Here is a 26,843-nt window from a genome sequence, read left to right as displayed (position 1 = left end):
GATCTTTTTATTTTGCCATGAACATATCGTAGTAAGTGTCCATGATTTCTTTTGCAATGACTAGATTCATATGATCTTTTTCATCTAATAAGTTCGGTAGAACGACACTAATTGCAATTTGTGGGTTATCACTCGGACCATAGGCCACGATATTACTATTTACTGTGGTAATATCTGGATGACCTTCAGCTACAGTTTCGGCTGTACCAGTCTTAGCAGACAAATCCATTTTTGCACTAGCTAAAGGTTTAGCTGTCGTATACGCATCTGTTCCATGAACAACTTGATGGAATCCTTCACGAAGGATCGACATATCAGCTGGAGAAATATCAACGGTATCTTCGACTTTTGTTTCCAGCTCTTTTTTCACCGGACCAAGGTTCCCATTTTCATCATTTCCATAAATCCCCTTGACTAAACGAGGTTGAATTCTCTTACCGCCATTGGCTACAGTTGAAGCATATTGCGCTAATTGGATCGGTGTATAGGTATCAAACTGACCAAAAGCTAAGTCAGTAAAGTTACCTGGTGTGTACCATTGAGCACCATTATCTGCATTAAATTTCTTCATAAAATCAACAGAACGAGAAATCCCTGGTGATTCATTTGGTAGATCAATCCCAGTTTTTGTTCCTAAACCAAACTGTTTGAACGCTTTACGTAATTCTTCATAGGCTTTTGACTCTTCATTTAGTGAAGGAAGTCCCATATTTGGTGTATATTCCAATCCCAGCATTTTCAACGCAACTTTGATCATATACGTATTCGATGATAGTTCAAGTGCTTTGACTGCATTGATTGCAATACGCCCGCTTCGATTAAAGACCGAACTCTTTTCAGAAGAGCCTTGTAATTTGATTGGCTCATCGACTAACACTTGGTTACCTGAGATCACATTCGTTTGCCAACCAGCAGTTAACGTACCTGCTTTGACTACTGACCCTGGTGTAAAGGCGCTAGTAATATTCCCCAAAGCATTTTCTGTCAACTCTTTGGACCCTTCTTGGTGGCTAAATCCTGTCATAGCCAATATCTCACCGGTTTGTGGATTCATCGCTACTGCATACGCCCCTGGCGAATATGTTGCTTTTCCACTATCCACTAATTTTTGGTAGTTTGTCTTTAAGATATTTTCGACTTTGGCTTGGAAATCAGCGTTAAGAGACAACATGAGGTTGGACCCTTTTTCACCAGCAAAGATTTCTTTTTGATTCGTTACATTCCCATTACTATCGAGGGTTACTTCATATTGGGTTTTTGTTCCTTGTAAAACATCTTCATATTGCTTTTCAAGGTAACTTTGTCCCACACGATCATTACGAGAATAGCCTTTAGCTAAGTATTCATCTACTTCATCAGCTGGTAAACCTTGTTTTTCTGTTGTCACACTACCTAAAATACTTTTGATTGAGTCAGCAGCCGTGTATTGACGTGTCCAGTCGGTTCCTGTGGATACTCCAGGTAGTTCTGAAGCATGTTCGGAAACAACCGCTAATTCTTGATCAGTCACACCTGAATTTTTGATAAATACCGTGTTCAATTCATACGCACTATTCATGCGTTTAAAAATCGTCGCGATTTTTAATTGTTCTTCATTGAAGTCGATTTCACTATCAGTTACTTTGTCAACTAACGCTTTGTATTGATCGCTGGAATCAAGTTGTTTTTCCTTTGCTGTTAAGCGTTCCGTTGCTTCTTTCAAATGCTTAAGATCAGCTAACCAAAAGTCTTTTTTATCTCGTTCAGTTAAATTTTCATCAACTGGCACATTGATTAATTGATTTAGTCTTGTCGCTACTTTAAGCAGATCCTCTGACGTCATTTTTGTTCCTCTGGTGAAAGTAATTGCTTGATTCGCTTGGTTCGTCACCAATGGTTTACCTGTCGAATCGTAAATCATCCCCCTCGGAGAACTGGTTTGGATCGTTAGTGTCGATGATGATTTCACTTTGGCTTCCATTGCTTCGCCATTAACGATTTGTAGATAACCTAATCGTGCAATCAATGCGACGAATAATGTAAATATGATGAAAAAAAGAAAATTCAACCGAAAAGGGACATGGGAACGTCGAAATGTTTTGTTTTTCGGCTCTTGTGCACCTTTTTTCAATTTATCCATCCATGAATTGTTTAATAGTTTTTTCATAAACTCTCTCATCATTCCTATCTTTTTCCTACTTACTGTTATGTTTCATTGTACCTAAATTTCTTGAAATAAAAAAGAAGAAACGAAAATCACTAATAAATTCTTTAACTTATTTCAAGTTGATATTCTTTTTTTGTTTCACAGGATAAAATCGTGTCAAGTTTTCAAACAATTCAAACCTTTAAAAAATAAAGTTTTTTATTTAATTTATCATTTTCTTATCGTGAAACACAACAAATGATATTTTTACTGTGGAAAACTTTTTATAATGTTCTTACCGTTTTGAACCAAAGTATCCTTTAATTACTTGTCTGGTTTCACGAACTTTTTCCTTCAACTGTTCATTCTTTGTCATATATAAATAAAAAATAATATCGATAGTAACAAACTGAGCCAGCAAAGAATTTGTAGCAGCGCTTCGATTGGTAATTTCCTTTGGACGTGAGGTTTGTACAACAACATCCGCCAACTTACTTAAAGGATTATTTCCAAATTGCGTTAAAGCAATTACCTCAATGCCTAAATCTTTTGCGATTTCCCCAACTGCTACGACATCCGCGCTACTACCAGAATTGGAGACTAACCATAATACTTTTTTGGTTTCATTGCTTACTAATTGAGGAAGTAAAACATGGATATCTTTTTCAAAAATAATGGGTTTGCCTACTCTAGACCATTTTTGCAAAATGTCTTCCACCACTAAAGATGAAGCGCCCACGCCATATAGAAAGACTGTTTCAGCACTTTCCAGGGTCTCAACCACTTCTTGAATTTTTTCTTCATTTAAAATGTCCACCGTTTCTTTGATTGCCACTTGCGCATTATTTCCCAAAATGTGTTTGATCGAATAAAATGATTCGTTTGGATGAATATCACTGAAGCCTTCAACGATACCGGTTTGTAACTCTGTCGAAATATTTATTTTGAAGTCAGTCAAACTTTGAAACCCAATTTTTTTAGAAAATCGGACAACTGTGGGCGCACTTAACCCAGCAGCTTCTGCTAACTCGTTCGCAGTCATCGTGGGAATTTTTTCTACATTTTTGATGATATAATCAGCGAGCTTTTTTTCAGTTGAAGAATACTCCTCCATCATGCTCTCAATACGGCTAATAACGCTCATTTGTCTCACTTCCTTTTTCTCTTCCAGTCTAGCTAAGTATACCATATCCCACTAATAAGATCGTGACGTCTGACAAGAAAATTTTGTCATCATCTGTAAATAAATGTTTGAGAAAAAGTATGAGGCTAAAAAATAATTGATTAGGTTCGGCTACAGCAATAGAGCCCAAGGCAAGCCTTGGACTCTTAGATTTTTCAAGAAGAATGGACGATTGCAGCTCCTGGTTATCCTATCATTCATATGATAGTTGCACCCTTTATCATGAAAATTTTGTTGTCTCACGTTGAATACTTTTGATAGAAGTCACGAGTATTTAACTCCAATTTATAAATGATGTCATGATAGAACTTTTAGAGTTGGTGTTCCGCATGTGCTGCTCCTAATTGATTCCTAGAAGTTGAGAAGTTCATAGCATGTTGGATTTTCTCACTTATTTGTGCTAGTCTTTCTTCCTTAGTATTCTCGAATGGTTGTATTGATCGACTGAAAAGTTGTTCTGGCATATTATTTCTATTTGACGATCTTGCTAATATTTGTTCCATTGTTAACAACACTTGTTTTTCTTCATATTTTTCTTGCTGTATTTTTTCTACTACTATTTTGTTTAGGTCTTGATTCCTCATTTTTTGGCTATTGGAATATAACAGTCGGTTGAAAAACTGCTTAAACAAATTTTTTCTGAGACCAAGTTTTGTCTGCTCTTCATTCCTTTGTTTCATTTTGATTTTCGTTATAGGTAAAATATTCTCCATTTCAGTCTTAGCACGAGGAGCTATTTCGATTTGATTCGTAAAATTACTTTTATGAGGAATCAAAGTTGTTTTGAACGCACGAATTTTTGTTGCCATTCTTTTCCGATCGTTTCTTATGTAACTGATCATTTTTATTCTGAAAGAGCGGTCAAATTTTTGGATTTCCTGGTAGGTATTATTTAGTACTTTCTCAAGCATAGAAAAATCTCGCCTAATCAATTCCAACATTCGTTTAGCGGGACCAACGGACTTCGAATTTTTTTGATTCGTGGATTTATGTTGACTCCTTTGTTTAATCGCATGTTCAATTTTTGCGATTAAATTTACTGCTAAGTTCTTTTTTTTACGATTGGCTTGTTTTGACTGCATTTCGTTTGTTTGCTCGCTTAACTCATTTTGAGCTACGTTATTTCCTTTTTTATTTAGCCTTTTATTTGTAAAAAAAGTTCCCATTTCCAGCCCTCCTTTTTCCTTTTCAACCTAATAATAGCATAAGATGAAAGGCTTGCTTATTCATCTTTTCGTAATTTCAGAAAAAAAGATTCTCATTATCGCTTTGTTGTTTCAAATTGCACGATTTAGCTTTAACTCTTAAAAAGATATGGGAGAAGCGTAACAATCCGCTTAGTAAAAAACCGATGGTATCAAAAATCGTTTTCGATTTTCGATACCATCGGTTTGATCTTACATTCTAGGGTAGTCAGGTCACTTTTTCGACTATTGAAATTAACCTTGTCTACTATAATTTTGGACTTCAGCAACCATCGCATCAACGAACATGTTGAGATCTTCTACTGAAGTTTCTTTGCTACCATATCGGCGAATATTGACCGTTGCATCAGCCACTTCTTTATCACCAACGACTAGTTGATATGGTATTTTTTGTGTTTGTGATGCACGAATCTTATAACCCATTTTTTCATTGCGGTCATCTACTTCGACACGTAGACCTTTCATTTGTAGACGTTCCTTGATTTCATAAGCATAGTCACTATGCGCTTCAACTGAAACAGGAATGATCGTTGCTTGGATCGGTGCTAACCAAGTTGGGAAAGCTCCTTTGTAAACTTCAGTTAAATAAGCAACAAAACGTTCCATCGTTGAAACGATCCCACGGTGGATAACTACTGGACGATGTGTATTTTCACCATCTTCACCAACATAAGTTAAATCAAAGCGTTCTGGAAGCAAGAAGTCTAATTGGATCGTTGATAATGTTTCTTCTGTTCCTAAAGCTGTTTTGACCTGAACATCCAATTTTGGACCATAGAAAGCAGCTTCTCCTTCTGCTTCGAAGTAATCCAATTCCAATTCATCCATTGCGGCTTTTAACATCACTTGCGCTTTTTCCCACATAGCATCATCATCAAAATATTTATCCGTGTTATTCGGATCGCGATAGCTCAAACGGAAACGATAGTCTGTAATATTGAAGTCAGCGTAAACTGCGACCATCAATTCCAACGTACGTTTGAACTCATCCTTGATTTGATCAGGACGTACAAAGGTATGCCCATCGTTCAATGTCATTTCACGAACACGCTGTAAACCTGATAGCGCACCTGATTTTTCGTAACGGTGCATCATGCCTAGTTCAGCGATACGGATTGGTAATTCGCGGTAGGAATGGATCGCATTTTTATAGACCATCATATGATGCGGACAGTTCATCGGACGAAGAACTAACATTTCACCATCACCCATATCCATTGGTGGGAACATGTCTTCTTGGTAATGATCCCAGTGACCTGATGTTTTATACAATTCTACATCTCCCATGATTGGTGTGTAGACATGTTGGTAACCTAAGCTGATTTCTTTATCAACGATATAACGTTCAATTGTTCGACGAATCGTTGCACCTTTAGGTAACCAGAATGGTAAGCCTGAACCAACTTGTGGTGATACCATAAATAGATCTAGTTCTTTTCCTAATTTACGGTGGTCTCTTTCTTTTGCTTCTTCACGTAGACGAATAAATTCTTTTAAGTCTTTTTTATCAAAGAATGCTGTCCCATAGACACGTTGCATCATTTGATTGTTTGAATTTCCACGCCAGTAAGCTCCAGCTACAGATAATAGTTTGAAGACTTGGATACGACCGGTTGATGGGACATGTGGTCCACGGCATAAATCAATAAATTCTCCTTGTTGATAAGCAGTGATTACTTCCTCATCTGGTAATTCACTGATCAATTCTACTTTATAAGGATCACTTGCAAAGATTTCCAGAGCTTCTTCTTTAGAAAGAACTTTACGTTCGATCGGTAAGTTTTCTTTCACGATTTTCATCATTTCTGCTTCGATTGCTGGAAGATCTTCGGCACTGATTTGGTTTTCCCCGTTGTCTGTGTCATAGTAAAATCCTGAATCGATTGCTGGTCCGACACCGAAATGGATATTTGGGTACAAGCGTCTCATAGCTTGTGCCATCAAGTGTGCGGTTGAGTGACGTACCAATGCTAATGCATCTTCGTGGTCAGGTGTAACGATCTCGATTGATGCATCTTCTTCGATGCCACGATTCAAGTCAATCAATTGACCGTTCACTTTACCGGCTAATGCTTTTTTAGCTAAACTTTTAGAAATACCTGCAGCAATCTCAGCAGTCGTGATTCCCGCATCAAACTCTTTCACTGCGCCATCTGGAAAAGTAATTTTTATCATTAAAATAGCCTCCTTTGATTTTTTGATTGAATGAGTTGACACCAATAAAAAAGTCCCAGCACCTCATAAAAGAGATACTAGGACGAAAGATTCGTGGTTCCACCTAATTTCGAACGTTTACACGTTCCTTGAGCGTTATAACGGTACGACCGCCTTTGTTTCAACAAAGGTTTCGAAAGTGGTCATCCTTTGGTTTTCTTCTGGAAAAGTTTCAGCCTGGCTTTTCCTCTCTTATCGAAGACTCTCAAATTCAGTTGTCTTTCTCATCAATCAACTATGTGTTTATTTAACCACTAATAAAAAGAAAAATCAAGTGTGGGTGTGACTTATTTTTTCCATTCACCATTTACACCATAAGTGCCTTTTTTCATTTCATTGATAATCACATGGATATGTTCTTTTGGTGCTTGGGTATTTTTATGAACAGCTTCTGTAATATCTTTCATCATATTTTCTAATTGTTCTGGACTACGTCCTTCAACTAGTTCTACGTGTACAAATGGCATTGTCTCGTCTCCTTTTAATGATTGCTATCTTAAATGTAAGTGGTCTTTTCAAACCTTCTTCTATGCTATGATCATACCGCAAAAAAAGCAAAGAGAAAAGGTCTTTTCTGATGTTACGTGTGGGATCGCTCATTTTTAGCCCGCAATGCACTTAAAATCGAAACAGTGTCTACCACTTCTTGGAGAACCGCTCCAAACAAAGCGGGGATTACACCCGTACTAGCAACCAGCATTAAAAAAACACAAATAAAAATACCGATTAAAACAGATTGTTTCGCTACTTTCATCGTATCTCTGGAAATCGTTATAGCAGTAGCAACTTTTGTCAAATCATCTTTTAGTATCACCGCATCAGCACTTTCGCTAGCTGCCGTTGATCCGTGTGCGCCCATGGCTATTCCAACATCTGCGATCGTCAAAGCTGGAGCATCGTTGACCCCATCGCCCACCATCGTTACGGGACGTTCACTTTCGGGAATACTCTCAAGGATATTCAATTTGTCCTGCGGCAAACAACGAGCATGAACAGCCGTGAGCCCAACCTCCTTTGCAATTGATTCAGCGATAGCCGGTCCATCCCCTGTGATCATCATCAAATCCGCTACACCCATTGTTTTCAATTGTTCAATCGTTGCTTGTGCTTCTGGACGCAGCACGTCTGAAAATAAGATCGTACCCGAAAAATGGTCATCAATTGCAACATAGATAGCTGTTTTAGTAGATTGGCTTTCTTTGGCACCGACAAATGAAGCTCTGCCAACTTTAACGAAATGTCCATCTACTCTAGCTTGTATTCCTTGCCCCGTGATCTCTTTTAATTCATTCACTGGCAATAACTTTTCGTTATCGACTTCATGGACTAGTGATCGGGCTAAGATATGACTTGATTCTTGTTCGGCACTTGCCGCATAGGCCAAGAGCGTTTCTGATGTTACACCAGCTTCTGGATGAATACTTGCTACTTCGAGGACCCCTTTAGTGATGGTACCCGTTTTATCAAATGCAACTGTCTTGGTTCGTGCTAATTTTTCCAAGGCAGTTCCTGTTTTGATGACGATTCCGTTTTTACTTGAACGACTCATTCCTGCCACTAAAGCAATCGGTGCAGCTAAAATCAAAGGACAAGGTGAAGCAACAACGAGAACTTCTGCGAAACGAACAGGATTCTTCGTGACCCACCAGGAAATACCTCCAATCAAATAAGCTATCAATGTAAAAGGCACCGCATAACGATCCGCTAAGCGTACAAAATGAGCTGGTTTTTCTTTTGATTCTTCGACCAATTTAATAATTTGTTGGTATTGGCTATCAGCTGCTCTTCTTTCAACGATCATTTGAACGGAACCGTCCCCATTGACTGAGCCAGACATCAGTTCATCGCCTGCTTTTTTTAATACAAGTTTGGCTTCACCCGTTAATGAAGATTCATCAAATTGCGACTCACCTTTCACTACTTTTCCGTCAACAGGCACTAATTCTCCTGGTTTCACCACTAACAAATCATTGATCTCAACAGCTTCTACTGGAATATCTTTCAATTGGTCATTCATCAATTGATGCGCTGTGCGTGGTGTATTGTCCAATAACGTTTGCAATTCTCGACTAGCTTTTTTATTGGCATAGTCTTCCAAACTGTCTCCGCCAGTCAACATGATCAGGATCATCAAACTAGCCCAGTACTCTCCTACCACTAATGTCGCAACAATCGCTGTGATAGCAAGAATGTCCACACCATATTTACCTGAACGTAATGTTTTAATCATCTCAATAAACATAAAGAAAGCCAAAATGCCACCCGTGATCGCGATAATCAGAAATGCAAGTGTGGGGCGTTTAAAAAGAAATTCGCAAATAAGTGCCGTCATTCCTATCAAAACGGTGATTGAAAATTTTTTAAAATGTGTCATATTGTTCACTCCCTACAATTTTAGGATACTGACTTAGAACTAGAATGAAAACTATTTACACTTAACTGAAAACAACTCTCACTCTCATTGATTTCTTCTTTCACTTTCTTTCAAACAAATAGTCAAAGATACCTTTTTCTCACTTTTTGTGCTATACTTTTAATTCGTTATTTACGGCGGAAGGAGTAATATACGCAATGAATGAAAGACAACTAGAACAACAACACGTGGATGAAACCATTCAGTTGATCCAGCTTGAACAAAAGCTATTAAACACTAAACAACAATCTCTTACCCAAGAGATGCAAGATTCTACGAAAGACACCGCCAGCCATAAAATCAGAGGTGGGTCTAATGAATCCTTTTATGAATCAGCTGTCGAATACCGCCAACATGAGCAAGAATTGCTTTTAAAATACCATACGCTTGAATCGCAGCAAAAAAGGCTCCAAACGTTAACAGTTATGGAAGACAACCCTTACTTTGCCCGAATCGATTTTAAAGAAGAAACAGATGCAGAGACACTTTATCTAGGAATCGCTTCTTTAAGAGATCTCTCTGAAGAAACAATCGTAATCGACTGGCGTGCCCCAATTGCTAACCTTTATTACGAAGGGGAAATTGGACCAGCCTTCTATGAAACAGATACTGAAAAAATCAATGTTGAATTACTGCTGAAACGTCAGTTTAAAATCTTAGACGGAAAAATTATTTCGATGGTGGATACTTCTGAAGTGATCAACGATGATTTCTTACTAGAGATCCTAGACGATGCCTCAAGTGCGCATATGAAAAATATCGTCTCTACGATCCAAAAAGCCCAAAATGCCATTATTCGTGATACAACAAGTCAAGTGATGTTGATCGAAGGAATCGCTGGTAGTGGAAAAACATCCGCTTTATTACAACGGATCGCCTTTTTACTTTATCACAATCGAAAATGGTTAGATGCCGAGAACGTTTTACTTTTTTCTCCTAATCATCTTTTCTCTGACTATATTTCGACTGTTTTGCCTTCTTTAGGTGAAAGTGGTGTACCTACGCAAACCTTCAAGTCTTATTTGGAACAGTTATTACCTGAATTTTCATTGTTAGAAGAAGAGCAACAAGAAGTTGGTTTTTTATCTGGAGACAAGGACCCGATCCAAACCTTCAAAAGCGGTCTTCAACTAATCCATCAGATTGATCGTTATATCGATCATATTACTGGTTTTGGTCCCTTGTTTAGAGATATGAAAATTAACGGTCGGACGATTTTAGCAAAAGAATCGATCCGCAAATGGTATCAAGAAACCAATGAACTCTTACCGTTACATCAGCGTCTCTCCTTGTTGCAAACAAAATTATTAAAAAAATTGGGTGGACTCCAAAAAGATGAGATGCGTCAAAAATGGGTCAAAGAATTAGCAGAAGAACAATTGCAAGACTTATATGCGAATGATCCGAACCTTGAATATACGGAGCAAAAAGAACAGTCTTTACGGGAAAAACTAGCGAATCAAATCGTGAAGAAAAGATTCCGTCGAATCTACCGCGGAATCAATCAGTTTCAATTTGTCAATTTGACCAAACAATACCTTCACTTTTTACAAACCGTACCTCAGGCGCTGTTGGCTAAAAATGACATTAGCGCAACGATGTGGAACGATCATTCAGCCTTATTAAAAGAGAAGCTTCGTCAACGAGAACTACGACAAGAAGATGCAGTATTATTCTTCTTGCTGATGCGCCGCATCCATCCAGTGTCTGTGATGCAAAAAGCTCGCTATATCTTTATCGATGAAATGCAAGATTTCGCTCCCGCTCAGGTAGCTCTTTTACAAGCGATCTATCCAAAAGCTAATCTCACTTTTTGTGGCGATCTAAATCAAAATGTTTTCGGCAATGAAACGATTACTGGCTCTTTGGATCAACTATTTAAAGACCAAGAAATCACACACTTCCAGTTAACGACCAGCTATCGTTCAACAAAAGAGATCACGGATTTTGCGAATCATTTTCTTACTGAGGAAAATCAAGTAGAAACGACGGCTCGCAAAGGTACGCTTCCTTCTATCGTGAAAGGTTCCTCCTTAGAAGAACGATTAAATTGGTTAAAAACTACGCTTGAAACGACTCAAGAAAATACCCATTACTGGCGTACCGCAATCATTGGTAAAACACAGACTGAGTGTGAACAACTCTATGAACAGTTGCCCGAATACTTAAAAGATCGTATCCAATTGATCTCTGATGAAACAGATTTTATGAAACGACAAATCGTCCTACTACCAGCATTCTTGGCAAAAGGGCTCGAGTTTGATCGCGTTTTCTTATGGGGCATCGATGACACAAACTTTGCCACTGACCAAGATCAATTAGTTCTTTACACCATGTGTACAAGAGCCATGCACGAACTCGTTTTAGTTACTTCTGAATCTGAAAGTCCTTTGATCGAATCCATGGACCCAGCGTTATATACCACTATCAATATATAAAAATAAAGGGTTGTGACAAAATTTTTGTCACAGCCCTTTATTCTTAATAAACGGTGTTAAAGAAGTAGCTTCAAGAATAAGAAGCTAACCACTTAGTCACAACCTCGCCTTTTAAACAAATGATTCAGTATCTGGATACTTTAATTTAACTAATGAAATAATCATTCGCAATTCTTCTACATTTTCAGGATACTCAGGATCAAAGACTTTACTATGACGCCCAATCCCCCCGTTATCTATCAGCCGATAAATTCGATTCCAATCAATAAACTGTTCGATTGATCGGAAGTTACTGATCGGATAGCCTCCACTATCAAGGATTTCTGATAAACGAAAAGCTAGATAAGCACTGTCGATCACTTTTACTTTTTTAGAATCATATTTTTCATTTTTTTCAATTAAGATTTTTGTTGGTTGATGTTTTAAGCTCCATTCTAACAAACGAAAGAAAGCTTCCATACGATAATTTTCTTCAAATAATCGAAAGGTTGAATCTGAACGTCTAAAAAGTAAAGGGATTAAATAATTTCTTTTGTAAATCAACATGGGGACGCGATCAACCATACATTCCAAATAGCGATTAAGGTAACCAGTACCTACGTAATTTCCTAAACGATAACCTTCTACACCATAATGGGCATATTTTTTTGCTAATTTTGAACAGTCTGTGATATTCACAGCTAACTCTTCGATCTTTTGGTAACCGCTTAAAATACGTTCAAAAGGCTCTAAACTAATTTTTGCTTCCATAAAATTTCCCCGCCTACATCCACATTCCTATGTATCATTTTTCCAATAATACGTCTATATCAATAATAACACAGGACGAAACAGAATAAAAAATAAAACATACGAAAAAAAGATAAAATCATTGATTCGTCATAAACTACTGTTTTTTCAGAACGAATGATCTTCTTTTAAGCGTAAAAAAATAGTCTGAGAGACGAATCGTCCCAGACTATTTAGCAGGTGTAAAAACGAAAAACGGATAAATCGCAAGTCGAAAGCTATCCGATGCTTTCACAACCTTCATTCATTTTTATCGTTTAGTCTTCCAATGCTACATTATGGAAAACATGTTGAACATCTTCCAACTCTTCCAACGCATCAATCATTTTTTCAAATGTTTCTTGGTCTTCTGGTGAAAGTGTCACTTCATTTTGAGGAATCATTTGGATCTCAGCAATTGAAAAATCAGTGATTCCTTTTTCTTTCAATGCTTCTTGGATACTGTGGAAGTCAGCAACTTCACCATAAACGATGATTTGTCCATCTTCTTCCATGACATCACGTACATCAATCTCTTTATCCATCAAATATTCAAGGATCTCATCTGCATCATCGCCGGCAAAACCAAAAATCGCTGTATTGTCGAACATGTAAGAAACAGCTCCAGAAACACCCATATTTCCGCCGTTTTTACCAAAAGCAGCACGTACATCAGCAGCTGTACGGTTCACGTTGTTTGTTAAGGTATCAACGATGACCATTGAGCCATTTGGTCCGAATCCCTCATAACGTAATTCAGAATAAGTTTCATCTCCCGCACCTTTTGCTTTTTCAATTGCACGGTCAATAATATGTTTAGGTACATTATAAGTTTTCGCGCGTTCAATGACGAAACGTAGTTTTTGGTTAGCGTGTGGGTCTGGATCACCTGATTTTGCTGCTGCATAGATTTCAATCCCGAATTTTGCATAAACTCGGCTATTATTTGCATCTTTTGCGGTTTTTTTCGCTACGATGTTTGCCCATTTACGTCCCATATTCTCACTTCGCTTTCTAATTTTGATCGTTCATTTCTGATAGTGGTTAAGCACAAAAACGTCCTGTTCCATTATACTTGTGAATCTGGATTCTGTGAAGTATTTTTTCTAAATCCAGTCATTTTTTAGGGAGGTGTTTCCTTGTATGATCGATTATAGTCGTCTCTTGGAATAGCTACTCAACAAGCTAGACAAAGAATTTTTTACAAAGCGACATATTCAAAATATTGAACTAAACTTTCACTCAGATTAGTCATTTCACTTTGTTCCCACCAACCAGGTTTATTTCGAAACATAAGGTCTTCTTCCAAAATTTTGTTCAGGTATCGCCCCACCGAGTTGATAGATTTGATCACTCCGAACCAAAAGGTATGCCAATTCTGCTTCTTTTTTGCCGATTTTTGAGATCAAGGGTATCTCTTTCTTTTCTTTTAAAAACTGTTGTCCTGCCTTGGTGAATCCTAAAATATTCAAGTAACATTTGGCTTGTTGGTCATGGATTTCCTCATGATGGATGTTCAATAATACGTAACAAGCTAAACGTTGGATTCTAGTCCAAGTATATCTTTTCGTCTTGACTAAAGTGACAAATTCCTCGAAAGAAGTGGCTTTCTTCGCAGCCGATTGCATTCTCACTTCAAGTCCTTCCGTCATCTGATAGATAGTTTTCAAATTGGCTAGCTCCGTAGAAAGCAAACGATAACGTAACAAGGGCCAGTAATTCGCCCATGTTTGTTGCGAACCTGCTTCGATCATCGCTGCGGTGGCAGCAGGTATAAAATTCGTTACGGAGCGTTGTTCACTGAGCGCTTTGCGAATAGCGGTCGCACTTGCGATGGAGGAACTGCTCCATTCTTCATCGTGATAACCAGCACTTTTTCTGGTAATCGGTACTAATTTCATTGGTTGGGCATACTGTGCATTTTCTTTCGCATAGCTTAACCCTAAAATGTGATTAGGAGAAGAAAAATCGAGAGCGATTTCTGGATAAAGTGTGTTGAACACTGCTGTCATCTTCTGCGGATAGCTCATTCCTTGATCAGATAAACGTTGAAATTCACGGTCAATCCTTAATTGATTTTGCTGTACAAATTTCCCAAAAGCTTCGTAATTAAATGTTGACTCTTCTTCTGTCCCAAAACAAAGATGTGTACAGCCGAGCATCTGTAATGATCGAACAGCACCTTTAGCAAAGTAATCAGCCGATTGCACAGACCATTCTACCGGTAGTTCGATAACCAAATCCACTCCATTTTGGAGGGCAGCAGTTGCTCTGGACCATTTGTCAATAATTGCAGGCTCACCACGCTGTAAAAAATTTCCACTCATCACTGCTATCACGATATCTGCGCCCGTTTGTTCACGAGCCATTTCCGCATGGTAGCGATGACCATTATGGAAAGGATTATATTCAACAATAATGCCACAAATTTTCATCGCATTTCCTCCGTTTCTTAATAGGAATAAAACAAACAGTTCATTCTTTCGGTCAATCCCAAAATGATCAATTCGGTTTTTAACTGTAAAAAAATAAACAGGAGAAATCGAAAAATCGTTTCTCCTGCTTTTCAAATGACGCTTCAGCTTATTTTTCATCAAGATATTTCTAAAGTATTTTTTTCGTTTTTTAGCAGAAAAACGTCACTATTTGGCGCAGACTTTGTTGATGATTTACTCGTCTTGGCCATTATTCGTTACTTTTATACTATTATAATACTATCTGAAACAACGCGATGCACGACAGTTTTTTTGCGATTACACCTCGCGATAAGGTAATGTTTCGTATTCAACAAAAGACTTTTTTCGTGTCCTATTCCTTATATGCCACAAAAAAGAGACGTTTTGTATCTTCCTTTGGTTGTTCGTCGGTGAAATCACCAAATGCTTCTACCTTAGAAAAACCACTATTTTCTAACATTCTTAAATAATTATCCAAAGAATAAGTTTGCTCTTGATGCAGTTCGTCTTCTCGAATAAACTTACCTGCTTCTTCGGGATCTTCCACAAAGAAAGTCAAGAAATGTTCAATACTGTGCTTTTCCTTGCCTGGGTAGCTATCCCATAAAAAGGCAAACTGATCATTTTGATAATGGTAACTATATTCAGGAAAAACCGTGTCGATTTGATAGATAGAATGAACATCGAATATAAATCGTCCATTTTCTTCCAGCGCTTGATACACTTCGTCAAATACTTGCTGCACTTCTTGTTCATTCTTCATATAGCACAAAGAATCTGAGAAACATGTGATTGCTTGGTATTGACCAATTTCTGACAGATCAAGCATGTTTCCTTCAACAAATTGGATTGGTGTTTCCTCTTCAAACGCACGTTGGCTAGCAATCATCAACATCTCTTCTGAAAGATCTAACCCTGTGACATGGTACCCAGCTTTAGCAAAGGCAACAGCTAGAGCACCTGTTCCGCAAGCTAATTCTAAAATATTACATGTTTCACTTGGTAAGTGTCGTTTTGAGAAATCTAACCATTGTTGATATAAGGTTTCATCCATTACCTCATCATAAACGAAAGCAAATGTTTCGTAAGCCATATTAATCGATCCATTCATTTAGGTCAACAAGTGGTGCATCTGACCATAATTTTTCTAAATTATAGAAACTTCTTTCTGGCGCATGGAAAACATGGATGATCAGATCTCCTAAGTCGATCAGGATCCATTTTCCGCCTTCTTTTCCTTCGATACGTTTTACTTCGTAATTGTTTTCTTCTTCTTTTTCAATGATTTCTTCTGTAATTGCATTTAGTTGTCGTTCACTGTTTGCCGAACAAATCATGAAGTAATCTGCTAGTAAAGATACTTCTCTCACATCTAAAGCAACGATATCTTCTGCACGTTTTGAATCGGCAGCTTGCACTGCAATTTGTAGTTGTTCTTTGCTATTTATAGTAATTTCCTCCTAATGGGTAGAGATTATTTTTTAGCTACCCAATGATTATATGTTTCAATTGTTTTTGGATAAATCTGTTGTTCTTGTTCAATCAAGTGAGCTAATGTGTGCTTTGTCTCAAAAGCTACCGCTTCGTCTAAATCAAGCAACGCTATTTCACGCGCATCTTGGACTCCAGGAAACGAGCGACCAGGTTCAATATAATCTGCTACATAGATGATTTTATCTAATAAAGACATTTCAGCCGCACCAGTGGTATGAACCCGAATGGCATGAAGGATCTCTTCATCTGTGATACCAAGCTCTCTTTCAACAAAAGAGGCGCCAACTAAACCATGCCAAATCGCATTTCCATAATGAAGAAGCGCTGGGTCATAGCCATCTCGCTTGATAACTAAAATAAATTCATCATCAGGCCGTTCTTTCGCATAATCATGTGTCAAAGCAGCAATACTAGCTTTTTCTAATGAACAGCCGTATTTGCCGGCAAGGGCAATCGCCGTCTCTTCCACCCCAAGAACATGCTTGAAACGTCGTTCACTCATTCGCATTTGGACTTTTTGCATCAACTCTTCTCTTGAGTAAGTTGTGTATTTATTACTATAGTCCATCTTGATATAGCCCTTCTTTCTCGATATACTCAATGACCTTATCAGGTACTAGATAACGAACGGGACAACCTTGCTGGATCTTCTGCCGTATTTTAGTTGAGCTGATATCAATGGTTGGCACATCGACCCAAATCACTGGGTAAGGCGTTTCGGTTGAGTAACCTGCTCGACGAATACCAACAAAATTGACCATTGTCACTAGTTCATCGATTTTATACCATTTTGGTAGATATTCTACCATGTCGCCACCGATAATAAAATAGTAATCGGTATTAGGGTTGTTTTGTGTCAGAGCTTTCATCGTATCATAAGTATAGCTTTTGCCTTTTCGAGATAACTCGATCGGTTCAATAGCTAAAAAAGGATTATCTGCTATCGCAAGTTCAAGCATGTTTAAGCGATGATTGGCAGCGATTGTCGTTTTTTCATCCACATGTGGTGGTTGATAAGAAGGCATTAAATAGACCTTATCCAACCCTAAATTTTTTCCTGCCTGTTCTGCCATAACCAAGTGTGCCAGGTGAACTGGATTAAAAGTACCACCTAAAATCCCCACCTGTTTGCGTTTTTCAAAAATTTGAGGCATCTCTTGAGGAAATACTTGAGATTCGACAAAAGCTTCCGCTTGCGATTTCATATTAACCACTCCTTAAATTGCGTTTACTTCTTTAGAGATACGTTGATATTTTTCCTTTGAAGAGGGTTTATATAATACAAGAACTCGTCCAATGATTTGAACAACTTGACATCTGACTGTTTCTTCTAAAATACCAGCTACCTCTTCAGGAATCTCATCGGTATTTTGTAATAACGTTACTTTGATTAACTCACGTTTTTCCAGCGCTTCTTCAATCTGAACCATCATGGCAGAATTGATTCCACCTTTACCAATTTGAAAAATCGGTTGTAAGTGGTGTGCCTGGCTTCGTAAAAATCTTTTTTGTTTTCCTCTTAAAGTCATATTCTTCCTTCTTCCTTAAATCAAGGCCTTTCGTTTCATCACATTCACACCTTTTGGCGCCCAACCTGCTACGACTGCCGGTTGTGTCACTGTGATCCATCCTAAGCCAGCAAATACGATATCTGTTTTTTCTTTTACCGAAAATTCAAAACGAACCAATTCGGGAAATTCATTTACTTCATCGGGACGAGGTGGTTGTAATAATCCACCGACGTGTTTCACATAAAATTCATCGGCTTTTGCTAATTTCGTTCGATGAATAGTGACATCATTTGAAACATAAGCAATAAATGAACCGCGTTGCCCACTGATAAAATCAAACCTTGCTAAACCGCCGAGAAAGAGTGTCTGTCCTTCATTCAATTGGTATCCTTTAGGCTTGATTTCTTTCGTTGGTGCAATGATCCTTAAATCTTTTTTTCCAAGATAATGCGCCATTTGATGTCGATGGATAATCCCAGGAGTATCAATCAAGAAGTGACCATCATCTAAAGGAATCTCGATCTTATCTAAAGTTGTCCCTGGAAATTGAGAAGTCGTAATCACATCTTTGACACCTGCTGTGTTCTTGATGATTTGATTGATCAATGTCGATTTACCGACATTTGTCACACCAACGATATAGACGTCACGGCCTTCACGATACTCTTCGATCTTTTTGAGTAGATTCTCCATTTCATTCGCTTTTTTTGCGCTTGTCAATAATACTTCAACTGGACGCAATCCAGCTTCATGTGCGCGCTCTTTCATCCATTGGATCATTTTGGGTTTCTTCAGCGACTTAGGTAAAATATCCACTTTATTTCCGACTAAAAGCACCGGATTATTACCTACAAATCGGTGTAGTCCTGGAATCAAAGAACCATTAAAATCAAAGATATCGACAACATTGACGATCAAGGCATCTTCTTGTCCTAGTTCATTCAGCAGGCGCAAAAAATCATCATCTGTCAGTGAAACATCTTGGATCTCATTATAATGTCTTAACCGAAAACAACGTTGGCAATAGACCTCACCTGATTCTAGTCCTTTTTCTAATGCTGCTTTTGGTGTATACCCTAATTCATTAGGATGGTCGGTTTGGATCGTTGCTCCACACCCAATACACTGTAGTTCTTCGTTCATTCAATTCCACCTCGCCAGCCCATATCAGGATTGTGTGCTAATAAATAGGCCATGATTTTGCGTTCCCAAAAACGATTGAATCGTGTTTTCCAACTATCCGTTTCAATAATTGGTTTAACCAAGATACTTCTGATACCCGAACGATTAGCTGCTCGGATATCTGTCATGATTTGGTCACCAATCATCACAATTTCATCATCTGAAAGATTCAACATTTTTTTTGCTCGATTCATTCCTACGGCTAAAGGTTTTAATGCCCGAGCAACATACGTCAATTCAAATTTATCGATCGCTCGTGCTACTCGTTCAGAGCTATTGTTTGAAACAACCACTACTGGAATACCAGCATTTCTCATTTCTAAGATCCAGTCGAGTAATTCCTCTGTTCCATCAGGATTGTTCCAAGCGATCAACGTATTGTCCAAGTCAGTCAAAACTGCTTTAATCCCTAAGTTTTTTAATTGTGCAGGGGTTATCTTGTAGATGGCATCGACCATCCATGTTGGTTTATATTTTGAAAACATTTTGTCTCCTCATCTGCAAAAAATGAAGGAGCACGAAATGTACTCCTCAGCCCTATATTATACTTCATTCTTTCCAAAAAAACTACCTCTACACCTGAATCCTTCTGAATAAACAACTATTAACCTGAAATGATGAACAGACCGAAGTTACCAAACACTTTTAAAAGAGAAGAAATCATCCGTTTGACTACACTGATAAAATAAAAACTCTCCAAACACGAGAAACTGTTTCGAGAGTTTTCATTCGATTTTTTATTCTTTGGATGTTACTGACTTTTATAATATTTTGGATAAAAATGCGACTGTTCGTGGATGACTGGTTTGTTCAAAAATAGCCGTCGGTGTACCTTCTTCAAGAATGGTTCCTCCATCCATAAATAGAACTCGATCACTGACTTCTTTTGCAAAGCCTATTTCGTGAGTCACAATGATCATAGTCATCCCTTCACGAGCTAATTGCAACATGATTTCTAACACTTCTCCGACCATCTCCGGATCAAGAGCTGAAGTCGGCTCATCAAATAGCATGACGTCGGGTTGCATGGCTAAAGCTCTCGCAATGGCGACCCGTTGTTGTTGCCCCCCAGATAAAGACTGAGGATAAGTATCGGCTTTTTCTAGCAGTCCTACTTTCTTTAGCAGATCTCTAGCAATCTTTGTTGCTTCTTCTTTTGATTGCTTTTTGACTTTGATTGGTGACAAAGTGATGTTTTCTAAAACCGTCATATTAGGGAATAGATTAAACTGTTGGAAAACCATTCCCATTTTTTCTCTTGTTTTAAAAATATCATTTTGCTTGTCGGTAATTGTCATTCCTTCAAACTTGATTTCACCAGAAGTTGGTATCTCTAATAAGTTGATGCATCTTAGTAAAGTGCTTTTTCCCGAGCCTGATGGTCCTAAAAGTACCACGACTTCTCCTGGATAAATTTCAGCGGAAACGTCTTTCAGTACTTCCTGTTCACCGAATTTTTTATTTAAATGTGTAATTTTGATCAATGATTTGGCCATTTATTTTCACCCTTCATCCTTGGTATCCTTTACCTAATTTTTTCTCCCAGCGATTTAGTAACCGAGAAGTAGCAAACGTCATGATGAAATAAACGGCTGCTGCTATAAAATAAGGCTCTAATGGAACATACGAATTGGATATGACGATTTGCGCCGCTCCCATCAGTTCATTGATTCCGATCGCAGTCAACAGGGAAGAATCTTTGATCAACGTAATAAATTCATTGCCTAAAGGAGGCAAAATATTTCTTAATGCTTGTGGTAAAATCACGTAACGCATCGTTTGAGCTGGACGCAACCCTAATGAATAGGAGGCTTCTGTTTGACCGTTGTTCACTGCCAGGATCCCCCCACGGATGATCTCTGCCACATAGGCACCGGAATTTAAAGATAACACGATCATTCCTGGAAGCAGGCGGCCAAGATCAACAGTTAAAACACCTACTTCTAGATCTTTTGAAGGAAAAAATCCTTGAAGCAATAAAAAGCCGATCATGATTTGTAGAAGCATCGGTGTTCCTCGTAACACTTCGATATAGACATTAGCTAAAACATTCAACGGTTTCTTTTTGGACAATTTTAGTAACGCCATCAGTAAACCGATACCCGTTCCCAAGATCACTGTGACGATCGAAATCATGATTGTTATTCCTGTACCTGATAAAAAATAAGGGAAATATTTATCTAAAAAAGAAAAATCCACTCTGCCTGACCTCTATTCTGCCGCTGTTTTTTCAGCTAATTCGTTATTTTGTTGAATAAATTCCTCAATTTTTCCTTCATCATTCAACTTTTTGATGATTTGGTTTAATTCTTTTTGTAGTTGATTGCTTTCTTTAGGTAACGCAATAGCAAAGGCTTCATCAGGAGCTGGCTCAAGTGAAATATCAGCGATCATCAGATCAGGATTTTGGGCGATATATGATTCGGCGATCGTTTTTTCAACGACTGTCGCAGCTAATGAGCCTTGGTTAACTTCAACGATCATGTTGGGAACTTTGTCGATTGTCACAAGCTTCGCACCTTTCAGTTGCGTCTTAACTAATTCCTCTTGAATTGATCCCTTTTGAGCACCCACATTTTTATCTTTTAGGTCATTCGCATTGCGATAGATTTCTTTATTTTTTTTGTTGATGATCACAACTTGTGGTGGGTTGTAATAATTGTCTGTGAAGTCAAATTGTTGTTTTCTTTCATCTGTGGCAGAAATCGCAGAGATAGCGAGATCTGCTTTCCCTTCTTTTAAGGAAGCTAAAACGGTATTGAAATTCATATCTGATACTTCAGCTTTTACTCCTAGTTCTTTCGCGATTGCTTTAGCTAAGTCAATATCAGATCCTACGATTTTATCTTTCCCGTCAACCATCGTATGAAACTCAAACGGCGCGTAATCAGCCGACGTAGCTACTTTTAGTACCCCGCTTTTTTTAATCGCTGCTAACTGATCCTTTTCCTGACCTTGAGCAGTCGTATTGCTGCTGCCACATGCACCTAAAGTCGCTAGTGCAAACAGTACCGTTAACATCCCAAAGAATTTTTTCATGTCATTTTCCTCCTACGTTAAAACTTTTGTATTAAGTGAAGTAATTATAGCATGAAACTTTCAAAAAAAAAGCATTTTTTGTATATTTATTTAAAAAAATGTATTTTAAGGCGAATATATTGTATATAAAACAAATAAAAGAATAATTATTTTAGAATAGTTTTCAATAAAATGAAAAAGAGCTAAGAACGAAAAAGTCATCTTAGCTCTTTTACAGGTGTAACCACAGATAAGGTTAGTTAATCTCCCGCAAGAAGATAAAAGTCATCAAACATTCAAGAAGGAAATTTTGGAAATTCTACTTCTTGATGCGAAACACTCTTTATGTGCAAATAATATTTATCAGAGTTCAATTAGATCTGGGAATCAAATTCCATGTCTGATTACTAGTATTTTTCATTGTTCTACTGATAATAGGATTAAAATCAGTTAGATTATTGTCTTCTAGATCCTATCTACACTCACATTAGAATCCTTATTTTGATAACAAAAACAGCGGGAATCTAGTCCGTTTTAACCGCCGTTCACTCTGAGTGTATTCTAGTCTGCAGTTGGATTGTTTGCGCAAAATTCATTCACACTATAGGAATGCTAGTAGAACCTTGCACTTATCCAAAGAAAAGAAACGGAGACAAAAGTAGCATCTTCGGAAAATTAGTCGGAATTACTTGATACTAAACATGTTTGTTTCAACCCCTTCTGTGCTCAACTAAGTTTCCTATTCTAAGTAATTCTCAATCAGCTTGTTTGACCAACTAATTATGCAACTGATTAATTCTAAATAATCTTAGAATCATCGTATGGTCTCTAAACAGATCTTATTTTACTAAATATAAACCTCTGTACACATTCCGGTATTCCTCATTTAGCTCAACCTGTTTGAATTTTGAGCGTATCTTAAATCAAGAAAACTGAGACATTGATCAGATTTTTTCTAATCAATGCCCCAGTTTTTAGACTTACATGAATTTGTTTTTTCCTTAATTAACAGAAACTGTTTGGTTTTCAGCCAATAAGTTGCCACTGCCATCATAGAAATTCATTGTTACTTGATCATCAGCTTTGATTAGGTCTGGCTTCACATAATAACTGATTGCCCCATCCTTAAAGCTCCCACCTTTACTGATCAGTTTACCATTGACAAACAAGTGTCCTTGGTGGACTTGGGTATCAGAACCATAGGCTCCTTTGATCGTTTGTGTGCCAAGTTTATAAGTCAATTCGTTGATTTCAGCTGTTGGTGTTTGAATAGTGACCCCAATCTCTGATCCTGGAATTTGTTGCCCTCGATTGTTGGCACCCATCAAGACTACTTGATCATCTTCTGACACTTTAAGGTTTCCTACATAATAACTGAACTTGCCATCTTTGAAGCTACCGCCTTGACTAACTTTTTCGCCATTGACCAACAAGATTCCTTGGTAAACATCGCCTGTGTAGTTTCCTTCGATCACTGTACTGATTCCCACACGATGGGCTTCTGTTAATTGACCCAGTTGTTCTCCTATAGTCACTGATTGTGGGTCCCCTAGTGGTGTATCAAATTTATCATAGCCTTGAATCGTTGCTTGATCCCCTGCTTTGATGATTTGAGAGTTCACATAATAGCTAAACTTGCCATCTTTATAGGTTCCGCCCCAACTAACGACTTCTCCATTCACTACTAGTTTTCCTTTATGGATATCCCCCGTATAAGTTCCAGTAATGGTTGAATCACCTAGCTTATAAGTGTCCGCCTGATCAATTGATCCTGAAGATTCGGAAATCACTTCAATCTCTTTGGAATCTATCAGTTCCTTCTCTTTGTTGTAGCCATCTAATACGACTTTGTCGCCGACTTTTAATTTGCCAGCACCGACATAATAGCTGAATTGACCATCTTTGAAGCTACCGCCCCAGCTAACAACTTTGCCATTAACGGTTAATCGTCCGAGAGACATATCCCCTGTGTAGGTTCCAGTAATATTGACATCTCCTACATGATATTCTTGTGGTTTCAACTCACTTTTCACTAGTTCTGCCACATAAGTTCCTGCCGTTAAATCACCAGTGCCGTAATTTGTCATAAAGTCAGCAGGTGAATAGCCTTTGGACTGACCATCTTCACGAATCCAATTTCCTGTCAGCTGATCCCCTTCGTTCAGTGCTTTCGGTGCTGATAAACCAGTGTCTCCAACCGCTTTAAAGTGATCGCCTAGTGTTAATTTATTAAGCGGAACTATAAGAAACATATCACTCATATCTGTTACTTTGCTGGTATCAAACCCACTTAAATCTAAACTTGTTACGCTACTCATACCTTCAAACATATAACTCATATCTGTTACTTTGCTGGTGTCAAAGTTGCTTAAATCTAGACTTGTTAAGTTACTCATATCGTAAAACATAGCATACATATCTGTTACATTACTGGTATCAAACCCACTTAAATCTAAACTTGTTACGCTCCTTAGTCCTCCGCCAAACATCCACTTCATATTTGTCACGTTACTGGTATCAAACCCACTTAAATCTAAACTTGTTATGCTGTTCATACCACGAAACATTTCACGCATATCTGTTACGTTACTGGTATCCAGCTGACTAAGCCCATCGATTTCAGTTACATTTTTAAGGTACGAATAAGAAAATAGGTTGCTAGAATCTTCTGGCGCCACTACTTTTCCAGCCAAGACAATTTTCTTGATGGCTTCACTATCTACTTTGTCGCTGTTCCAAGGTGATTCTTCATAGCCACTTAATTCACCTGCTTCGATCGTCAATACCCCTGTATTTTCATCAAACATATACGGACTAGTGCCCCACGTGCCTGTTTCAACGGAAACATACGTGCCAGCAGTCAGATCACCGGTGCCATAGTTTTTCATGAAATCTTCTGCTGTATAAACCTTCCCTGTGCCATCTTCTCGCTTCCAGGCAGAAGTAAGTTTTGCATTTTCGGAGCCTGATTCTACAAATTTAAAGGTATCTCCTAGAATTAATTTCTTAAGTGGAGTATCAACAAACATATCACGCATATCTGTCACTTTGTGGGTGTCAAAGTTGCTTAAATCTAGACTTGTTACGCGACTTAAACCTTGAAACATCGTATATATACCTGTTACATTACTGGTATCAAACCCACTTACATCTAGGCTTGTTATGCTACTCATATTTTTAAACATATAATTCATAGATGTTACGTTACTAGTATCAAACCCACTTACATCTAGATTTATTACGCTACGCATATCGGAAAACATACAACGCATATCTGTTACGTTACTGGTATCTAGTTGACTCAACCCTTCGATTTCAGTTACATTCTTAAGTTGCTTACCAGTGTAAGTTGAACTAAACAAATAGCCAGAATATTTTGGAGCCACTACTTTCCCAGACAAGACAATTTTTTTGATTGCTTCATAATCCACTGTTCCGCTGTTCCATGGTGATTTTTCATAGCCACTTAACTCACCTGCTTCGATCGTCAATGTCCCTGTGTTTTCATCAAAATTATACGGACTGGTACCCCACCATCCTGTAGCAGAAACGTACGTGCCAGCAGTCAAGTCACCGGTGCCATAGTTATTCATGAAATCTGCTGCTGTATAAACCTTCCCTTTACCATCTGCTCGCTTCCAGGCAGAAGTAAGTTTTGCATTTTCGGAGCCTGATTCTACAAATTTAAAGGTATCTCCTAGAATTAATTTCTTAAGTGGAGTATCAGCAAACATAGCACCCATATCTGTCACTTTGCTAGTGTCAAAGTTGCTTAAATCTAGACTAGTTAAACTGCTCATACGGCGAAACATATCACCCATATATGCTACGTTACTGGTATCAAAGCCACTTATATCTAGACTGGTTAAACTTTGCATACCGAAAAACATAGAATCCATAACTGTTACTTTACTGGTATCAAAGCTATTTAAATCTAGACTTGTTAATCTACTCATACTGTCAAACATAAACGCCATTTCTGTTACTTTACTGGTATCGAAGCCACTTACATCTAGACTTGTTACGTTGCTCATACTGTAAAACATAGCATCCATATTTGTTACGTTACTGGTATCAAAACCACTTACATCTAGACTTGTTACGCTGCGCATACCGTGAAACATATACTCCATATTTGTTACGTTACTGGTATCCAGTTGACTCAATCCTTCGATTTCAGTTACATTTGTAAGGTACGAATAAGAAAATAGGCGTCTAGAATCTTCCGGAGCAACTACTTTTCCAGACAAGACAATTTTCTTGATGGATTTAGCATCTACTTTTTTGCTGTTCCATGGTGATTCTTTATAGCCACTTAACTCACCTGCTCCGATCGTCAATACCCCTGTATTTTCATCAAAAGTATACGGACTGGTACCCCACGTACCTGTTATCTCGGAGGCAGCTGCTACGTTCGCTTTTTGCGCTACTTTTGGCGCTTCAGCTGTTGGATTAGTTGCATCCCCTTCACTGTCGGCAGTCGCTGCTGTTGCTTGTTCTTGTTCTGTTGCTTGGTCTTGGGTGTCATCCGTTGTTTCATCCGTTGCTTCATCAGTTGTTGCTAATGAATCACTAGTTGTAGTAGTTGAATCCGTTGGGTTTACTAACGGATCTGTGACGTTTTGTATCGTTTGATCGATGACTTCTTTTGCTTCATTCGCCTGTGTTTGTTCAGTAGCAGTTTCAGCTGTTGGTGTCAAAGTATCCGCTAATGCCATCGTTGGTGCGATCCCGGTATTTCCCATCACACCAGCCACCGCAAACATCGTTAATAGCTGTTTTTTACGTTTTGCTGTTAATTTTTTCTTACTCATATTTACTCCTTTTTTGCTCTTA

The 26,843-nt window shown here is 38.1% G+C and carries 21 protein-coding genes; 1 reads left to right on the top strand and 20 read right to left on the bottom strand.

The features are described 5' to 3' along the window. Positions 1–7: 7 nt before the first annotated feature. The 6 genes from IGL30_RS04010 to IGL30_RS03985 all read right to left on the bottom strand — a co-directional run bounded on the left by IGL30_RS04010 (position 8) and on the right by IGL30_RS03985 (position 9,101). The gene (locus IGL30_RS04010; RefSeq protein WP_123875142.1) at positions 8–2,161 is read right to left on the bottom strand and encodes a peptidoglycan D,D-transpeptidase FtsI family protein; all 2,154 of its coding nucleotides are present in this window, start codon (positions 2,159–2,161) and stop codon (positions 8–10) included. A 259-nt stretch (positions 2,162–2,420) separates the two neighbouring features. After that, positions 2,421–3,269: a MurR/RpiR family transcriptional regulator gene (locus IGL30_RS04005; protein WP_010719648.1), complete on the bottom strand. Its 849-nt coding sequence runs from the start codon at positions 3,267–3,269 to the stop codon at positions 2,421–2,423. A 350-nt stretch (positions 3,270–3,619) separates the two neighbouring features. Further along, the gene (locus tag IGL30_RS04000) at positions 3,620–4,474 is read right to left on the bottom strand and encodes a hypothetical protein (RefSeq protein ID WP_123875141.1); all 855 of its coding nucleotides are present in this window, start codon (positions 4,472–4,474) and stop codon (positions 3,620–3,622) included. 273 nt (positions 4,475–4,747) lie between these two features. Further along, positions 4,748–6,688, bottom strand: coding sequence for a threonine--tRNA ligase (thrS, locus tag IGL30_RS03995; protein ID WP_034700539.1), 1,941 nt, complete (start codon positions 6,686–6,688; stop codon positions 4,748–4,750). Between the two features lie 326 nt (positions 6,689–7,014). Next, positions 7,015–7,194 carry a 2-hydroxymuconate tautomerase gene (locus IGL30_RS03990; protein WP_002287649.1) on the bottom strand — a complete coding sequence of 60 codons (180 nt, stop codon included), beginning with the start codon at positions 7,192–7,194 and terminating at the stop codon, positions 7,015–7,017. 113 nt (positions 7,195–7,307) lie between these two features. After that, complete coding sequence (locus IGL30_RS03985) at positions 7,308–9,101, bottom strand: heavy metal translocating P-type ATPase (RefSeq protein WP_123875140.1); 1,794 nt, start codon at positions 9,099–9,101, stop codon at positions 7,308–7,310. 197 nt (positions 9,102–9,298) lie between these two features. Here IGL30_RS03985 and helD point away from each other — a divergent pair, with 197 nt between their 5' ends. Then, positions 9,299–11,578 (top strand): RNA polymerase recycling motor HelD, encoded by a 2,280-nt coding sequence (gene helD, locus IGL30_RS03980; protein WP_123875139.1) that lies wholly within the window; start codon positions 9,299–9,301, stop codon positions 11,576–11,578. Between the two features lie 111 nt (positions 11,579–11,689). On the opposite strand, the gene IGL30_RS03975 is transcribed toward helD, so the two are convergent. The 14 genes from IGL30_RS03975 to IGL30_RS03910 all read right to left on the bottom strand — a co-directional run bounded on the left by IGL30_RS03975 (position 11,690) and on the right by IGL30_RS03910 (position 26,821). Further along, the gene (locus tag IGL30_RS03975; protein ID WP_123875138.1) at positions 11,690–12,328 is read right to left on the bottom strand and encodes a hypothetical protein; all 639 of its coding nucleotides are present in this window, start codon (positions 12,326–12,328) and stop codon (positions 11,690–11,692) included. 296 nt (positions 12,329–12,624) lie between these two features. Then, positions 12,625–13,344, bottom strand: a complete 720-nt coding sequence (locus IGL30_RS03970) for a YebC/PmpR family DNA-binding transcriptional regulator (RefSeq protein WP_010719654.1) — start codon at positions 13,342–13,344, stop codon at positions 12,625–12,627. A 282-nt stretch (positions 13,345–13,626) separates the two neighbouring features. Beyond that, a complete protein-coding gene (locus IGL30_RS03965) occupies positions 13,627–14,781 on the bottom strand; it encodes a nucleotidyltransferase (RefSeq protein ID WP_123875137.1) in 1,155 nt (384 codons plus the stop codon). A gap of 373 nt (positions 14,782–15,154) precedes the next feature. Further along, positions 15,155–15,895, bottom strand: a complete 741-nt coding sequence (locus IGL30_RS03960; protein WP_010719656.1) for a class I SAM-dependent DNA methyltransferase — start codon at positions 15,893–15,895, stop codon at positions 15,155–15,157. Position 15,896: 1 nt separating this feature from the next. Then, the gene (gene rsfS, locus IGL30_RS03955; RefSeq protein ID WP_010719657.1) at positions 15,897–16,220 is read right to left on the bottom strand and encodes a ribosome silencing factor; all 324 of its coding nucleotides are present in this window, start codon (positions 16,218–16,220) and stop codon (positions 15,897–15,899) included. 56 nt (positions 16,221–16,276) lie between these two features. Next, positions 16,277–16,864 carry a bis(5'-nucleosyl)-tetraphosphatase (symmetrical) YqeK gene (gene yqeK, locus IGL30_RS03950; protein ID WP_010719658.1) on the bottom strand — a complete coding sequence of 196 codons (588 nt, stop codon included), beginning with the start codon at positions 16,862–16,864 and terminating at the stop codon, positions 16,277–16,279. Continuing rightward, positions 16,854–17,501 carry a nicotinate-nucleotide adenylyltransferase gene (locus IGL30_RS03945; RefSeq protein ID WP_123875136.1) on the bottom strand — a complete coding sequence of 216 codons (648 nt, stop codon included), beginning with the start codon at positions 17,499–17,501 and terminating at the stop codon, positions 16,854–16,856. The genes yqeK and IGL30_RS03945 overlap by 11 nt, the downstream gene beginning before the upstream one ends. Positions 17,502–17,513: 12 nt before the next feature. Further along, positions 17,514–17,825: a ribosome assembly RNA-binding protein YhbY gene (yhbY, locus tag IGL30_RS03940; protein WP_010719660.1), complete on the bottom strand. Its 312-nt coding sequence runs from the start codon at positions 17,823–17,825 to the stop codon at positions 17,514–17,516. A gap of 15 nt (positions 17,826–17,840) precedes the next feature. After that, a complete protein-coding gene (gene yqeH / locus IGL30_RS03935; RefSeq protein WP_010738128.1) occupies positions 17,841–18,950 on the bottom strand; it encodes a ribosome biogenesis GTPase YqeH in 1,110 nt (369 codons plus the stop codon). Then, entirely contained in the window at positions 18,947–19,474 is a 528-nt protein-coding gene (locus tag IGL30_RS03930) for a YqeG family HAD IIIA-type phosphatase (RefSeq protein WP_010719662.1), read from the bottom strand. The genes yqeH and IGL30_RS03930 overlap by 4 nt, the downstream gene beginning before the upstream one ends. A 276-nt stretch (positions 19,475–19,750) precedes the next feature. Next, positions 19,751–20,485, bottom strand: coding sequence for an amino acid ABC transporter ATP-binding protein (locus IGL30_RS03925; RefSeq protein WP_010738129.1), 735 nt, complete (start codon positions 20,483–20,485; stop codon positions 19,751–19,753). A gap of 13 nt (positions 20,486–20,498) precedes the next feature. Continuing rightward, positions 20,499–21,188: an amino acid ABC transporter permease gene (locus IGL30_RS03920; protein ID WP_010719664.1), complete on the bottom strand. Its 690-nt coding sequence runs from the start codon at positions 21,186–21,188 to the stop codon at positions 20,499–20,501. A 12-nt stretch (positions 21,189–21,200) separates the two neighbouring features. After that, positions 21,201–22,028, bottom strand: a complete 828-nt coding sequence (locus IGL30_RS03915; protein WP_088745492.1) for a transporter substrate-binding domain-containing protein — start codon at positions 22,026–22,028, stop codon at positions 21,201–21,203. 980 nt (positions 22,029–23,008) lie between these two features. After that, positions 23,009–26,821, bottom strand: a complete 3,813-nt coding sequence (locus IGL30_RS03910) for a BspA family leucine-rich repeat surface protein (RefSeq protein WP_123875135.1) — start codon at positions 26,819–26,821, stop codon at positions 23,009–23,011. Between the last annotated feature and the right edge of the window lie 22 nt (positions 26,822–26,843).

Origin of the sequence: Enterococcus sp. DIV1089c (assembly GCF_050530965.1) — a bacterium.
Classification (GTDB): Bacteria; Bacillota; Bacilli; order Lactobacillales; family Enterococcaceae; genus Enterococcus_B; species Enterococcus_B hirae.
This window is presented reverse-complemented; position numbering and strand designations above follow the sequence as displayed.

Coding starts and splice junctions, on each gene's coding strand:
- IGL30_RS04010 (WP_123875142.1), bottom strand. CDS start 2,161: ATGATGAGAGAGTTTATGAAAAAACTATTAAACAATTCATGGATGGAT.
- IGL30_RS04005 (WP_010719648.1), bottom strand. CDS start 3,269: ATGAGCGTTATTAGCCGTATTGAGAGCATGATGGAGGAGTATTCTTCA.
- IGL30_RS04000 (WP_123875141.1), bottom strand. CDS start 4,474: ATGGGAACTTTTTTTACAAATAAAAGGCTAAATAAAAAAGGAAATAAC.
- thrS (WP_034700539.1), bottom strand. CDS start 6,688: ATGATAAAAATTACTTTTCCAGATGGCGCAGTGAAAGAGTTTGATGCG.
- IGL30_RS03990 (WP_002287649.1), bottom strand. CDS start 7,194: ATGCCATTTGTACACGTAGAACTAGTTGAAGGACGTAGTCCAGAACAA.
- IGL30_RS03985 (WP_123875140.1), bottom strand. CDS start 9,101: ATGACACATTTTAAAAAATTTTCAATCACCGTTTTGATAGGAATGACG.
- helD (WP_123875139.1), top strand. CDS start 9,299: ATGAATGAAAGACAACTAGAACAACAACACGTGGATGAAACCATTCAG.
- IGL30_RS03975 (WP_123875138.1), bottom strand. CDS start 12,328: ATGGAAGCAAAAATTAGTTTAGAGCCTTTTGAACGTATTTTAAGCGGT.
- IGL30_RS03970 (WP_010719654.1), bottom strand. CDS start 13,344: ATGGGACGTAAATGGGCAAACATCGTAGCGAAAAAAACCGCAAAAGAT.
- IGL30_RS03965 (WP_123875137.1), bottom strand. CDS start 14,781: ATGAAAATTTGTGGCATTATTGTTGAATATAATCCTTTCCATAATGGT.
- IGL30_RS03960 (WP_010719656.1), bottom strand. CDS start 15,895: ATGGCTTACGAAACATTTGCTTTCGTTTATGATGAGGTAATGGATGAA.
- yqeK (WP_010719658.1), bottom strand. CDS start 16,864: ATGGACTATAGTAATAAATACACAACTTACTCAAGAGAAGAGTTGATG.
- IGL30_RS03945 (WP_123875136.1), bottom strand. CDS start 17,501: ATGAAATCGCAAGCGGAAGCTTTTGTCGAATCTCAAGTATTTCCTCAA.
- yhbY (WP_010719660.1), bottom strand. CDS start 17,825: ATGACTTTAAGAGGAAAACAAAAAAGATTTTTACGAAGCCAGGCACAC.
- yqeH (WP_010738128.1), bottom strand. CDS start 18,950: ATGAACGAAGAACTACAGTGTATTGGGTGTGGAGCAACGATCCAAACC.
- IGL30_RS03930 (WP_010719662.1), bottom strand. CDS start 19,474: ATGTTTTCAAAATATAAACCAACATGGATGGTCGATGCCATCTACAAG.
- IGL30_RS03925 (WP_010738129.1), bottom strand. CDS start 20,485: ATGGCCAAATCATTGATCAAAATTACACATTTAAATAAAAAATTCGGT.
- IGL30_RS03915 (WP_088745492.1), bottom strand. CDS start 22,028: ATGAAAAAATTCTTTGGGATGTTAACGGTACTGTTTGCACTAGCGACT.
- IGL30_RS03910 (WP_123875135.1), bottom strand. CDS start 26,821: ATGAGTAAGAAAAAATTAACAGCAAAACGTAAAAAACAGCTATTAACG.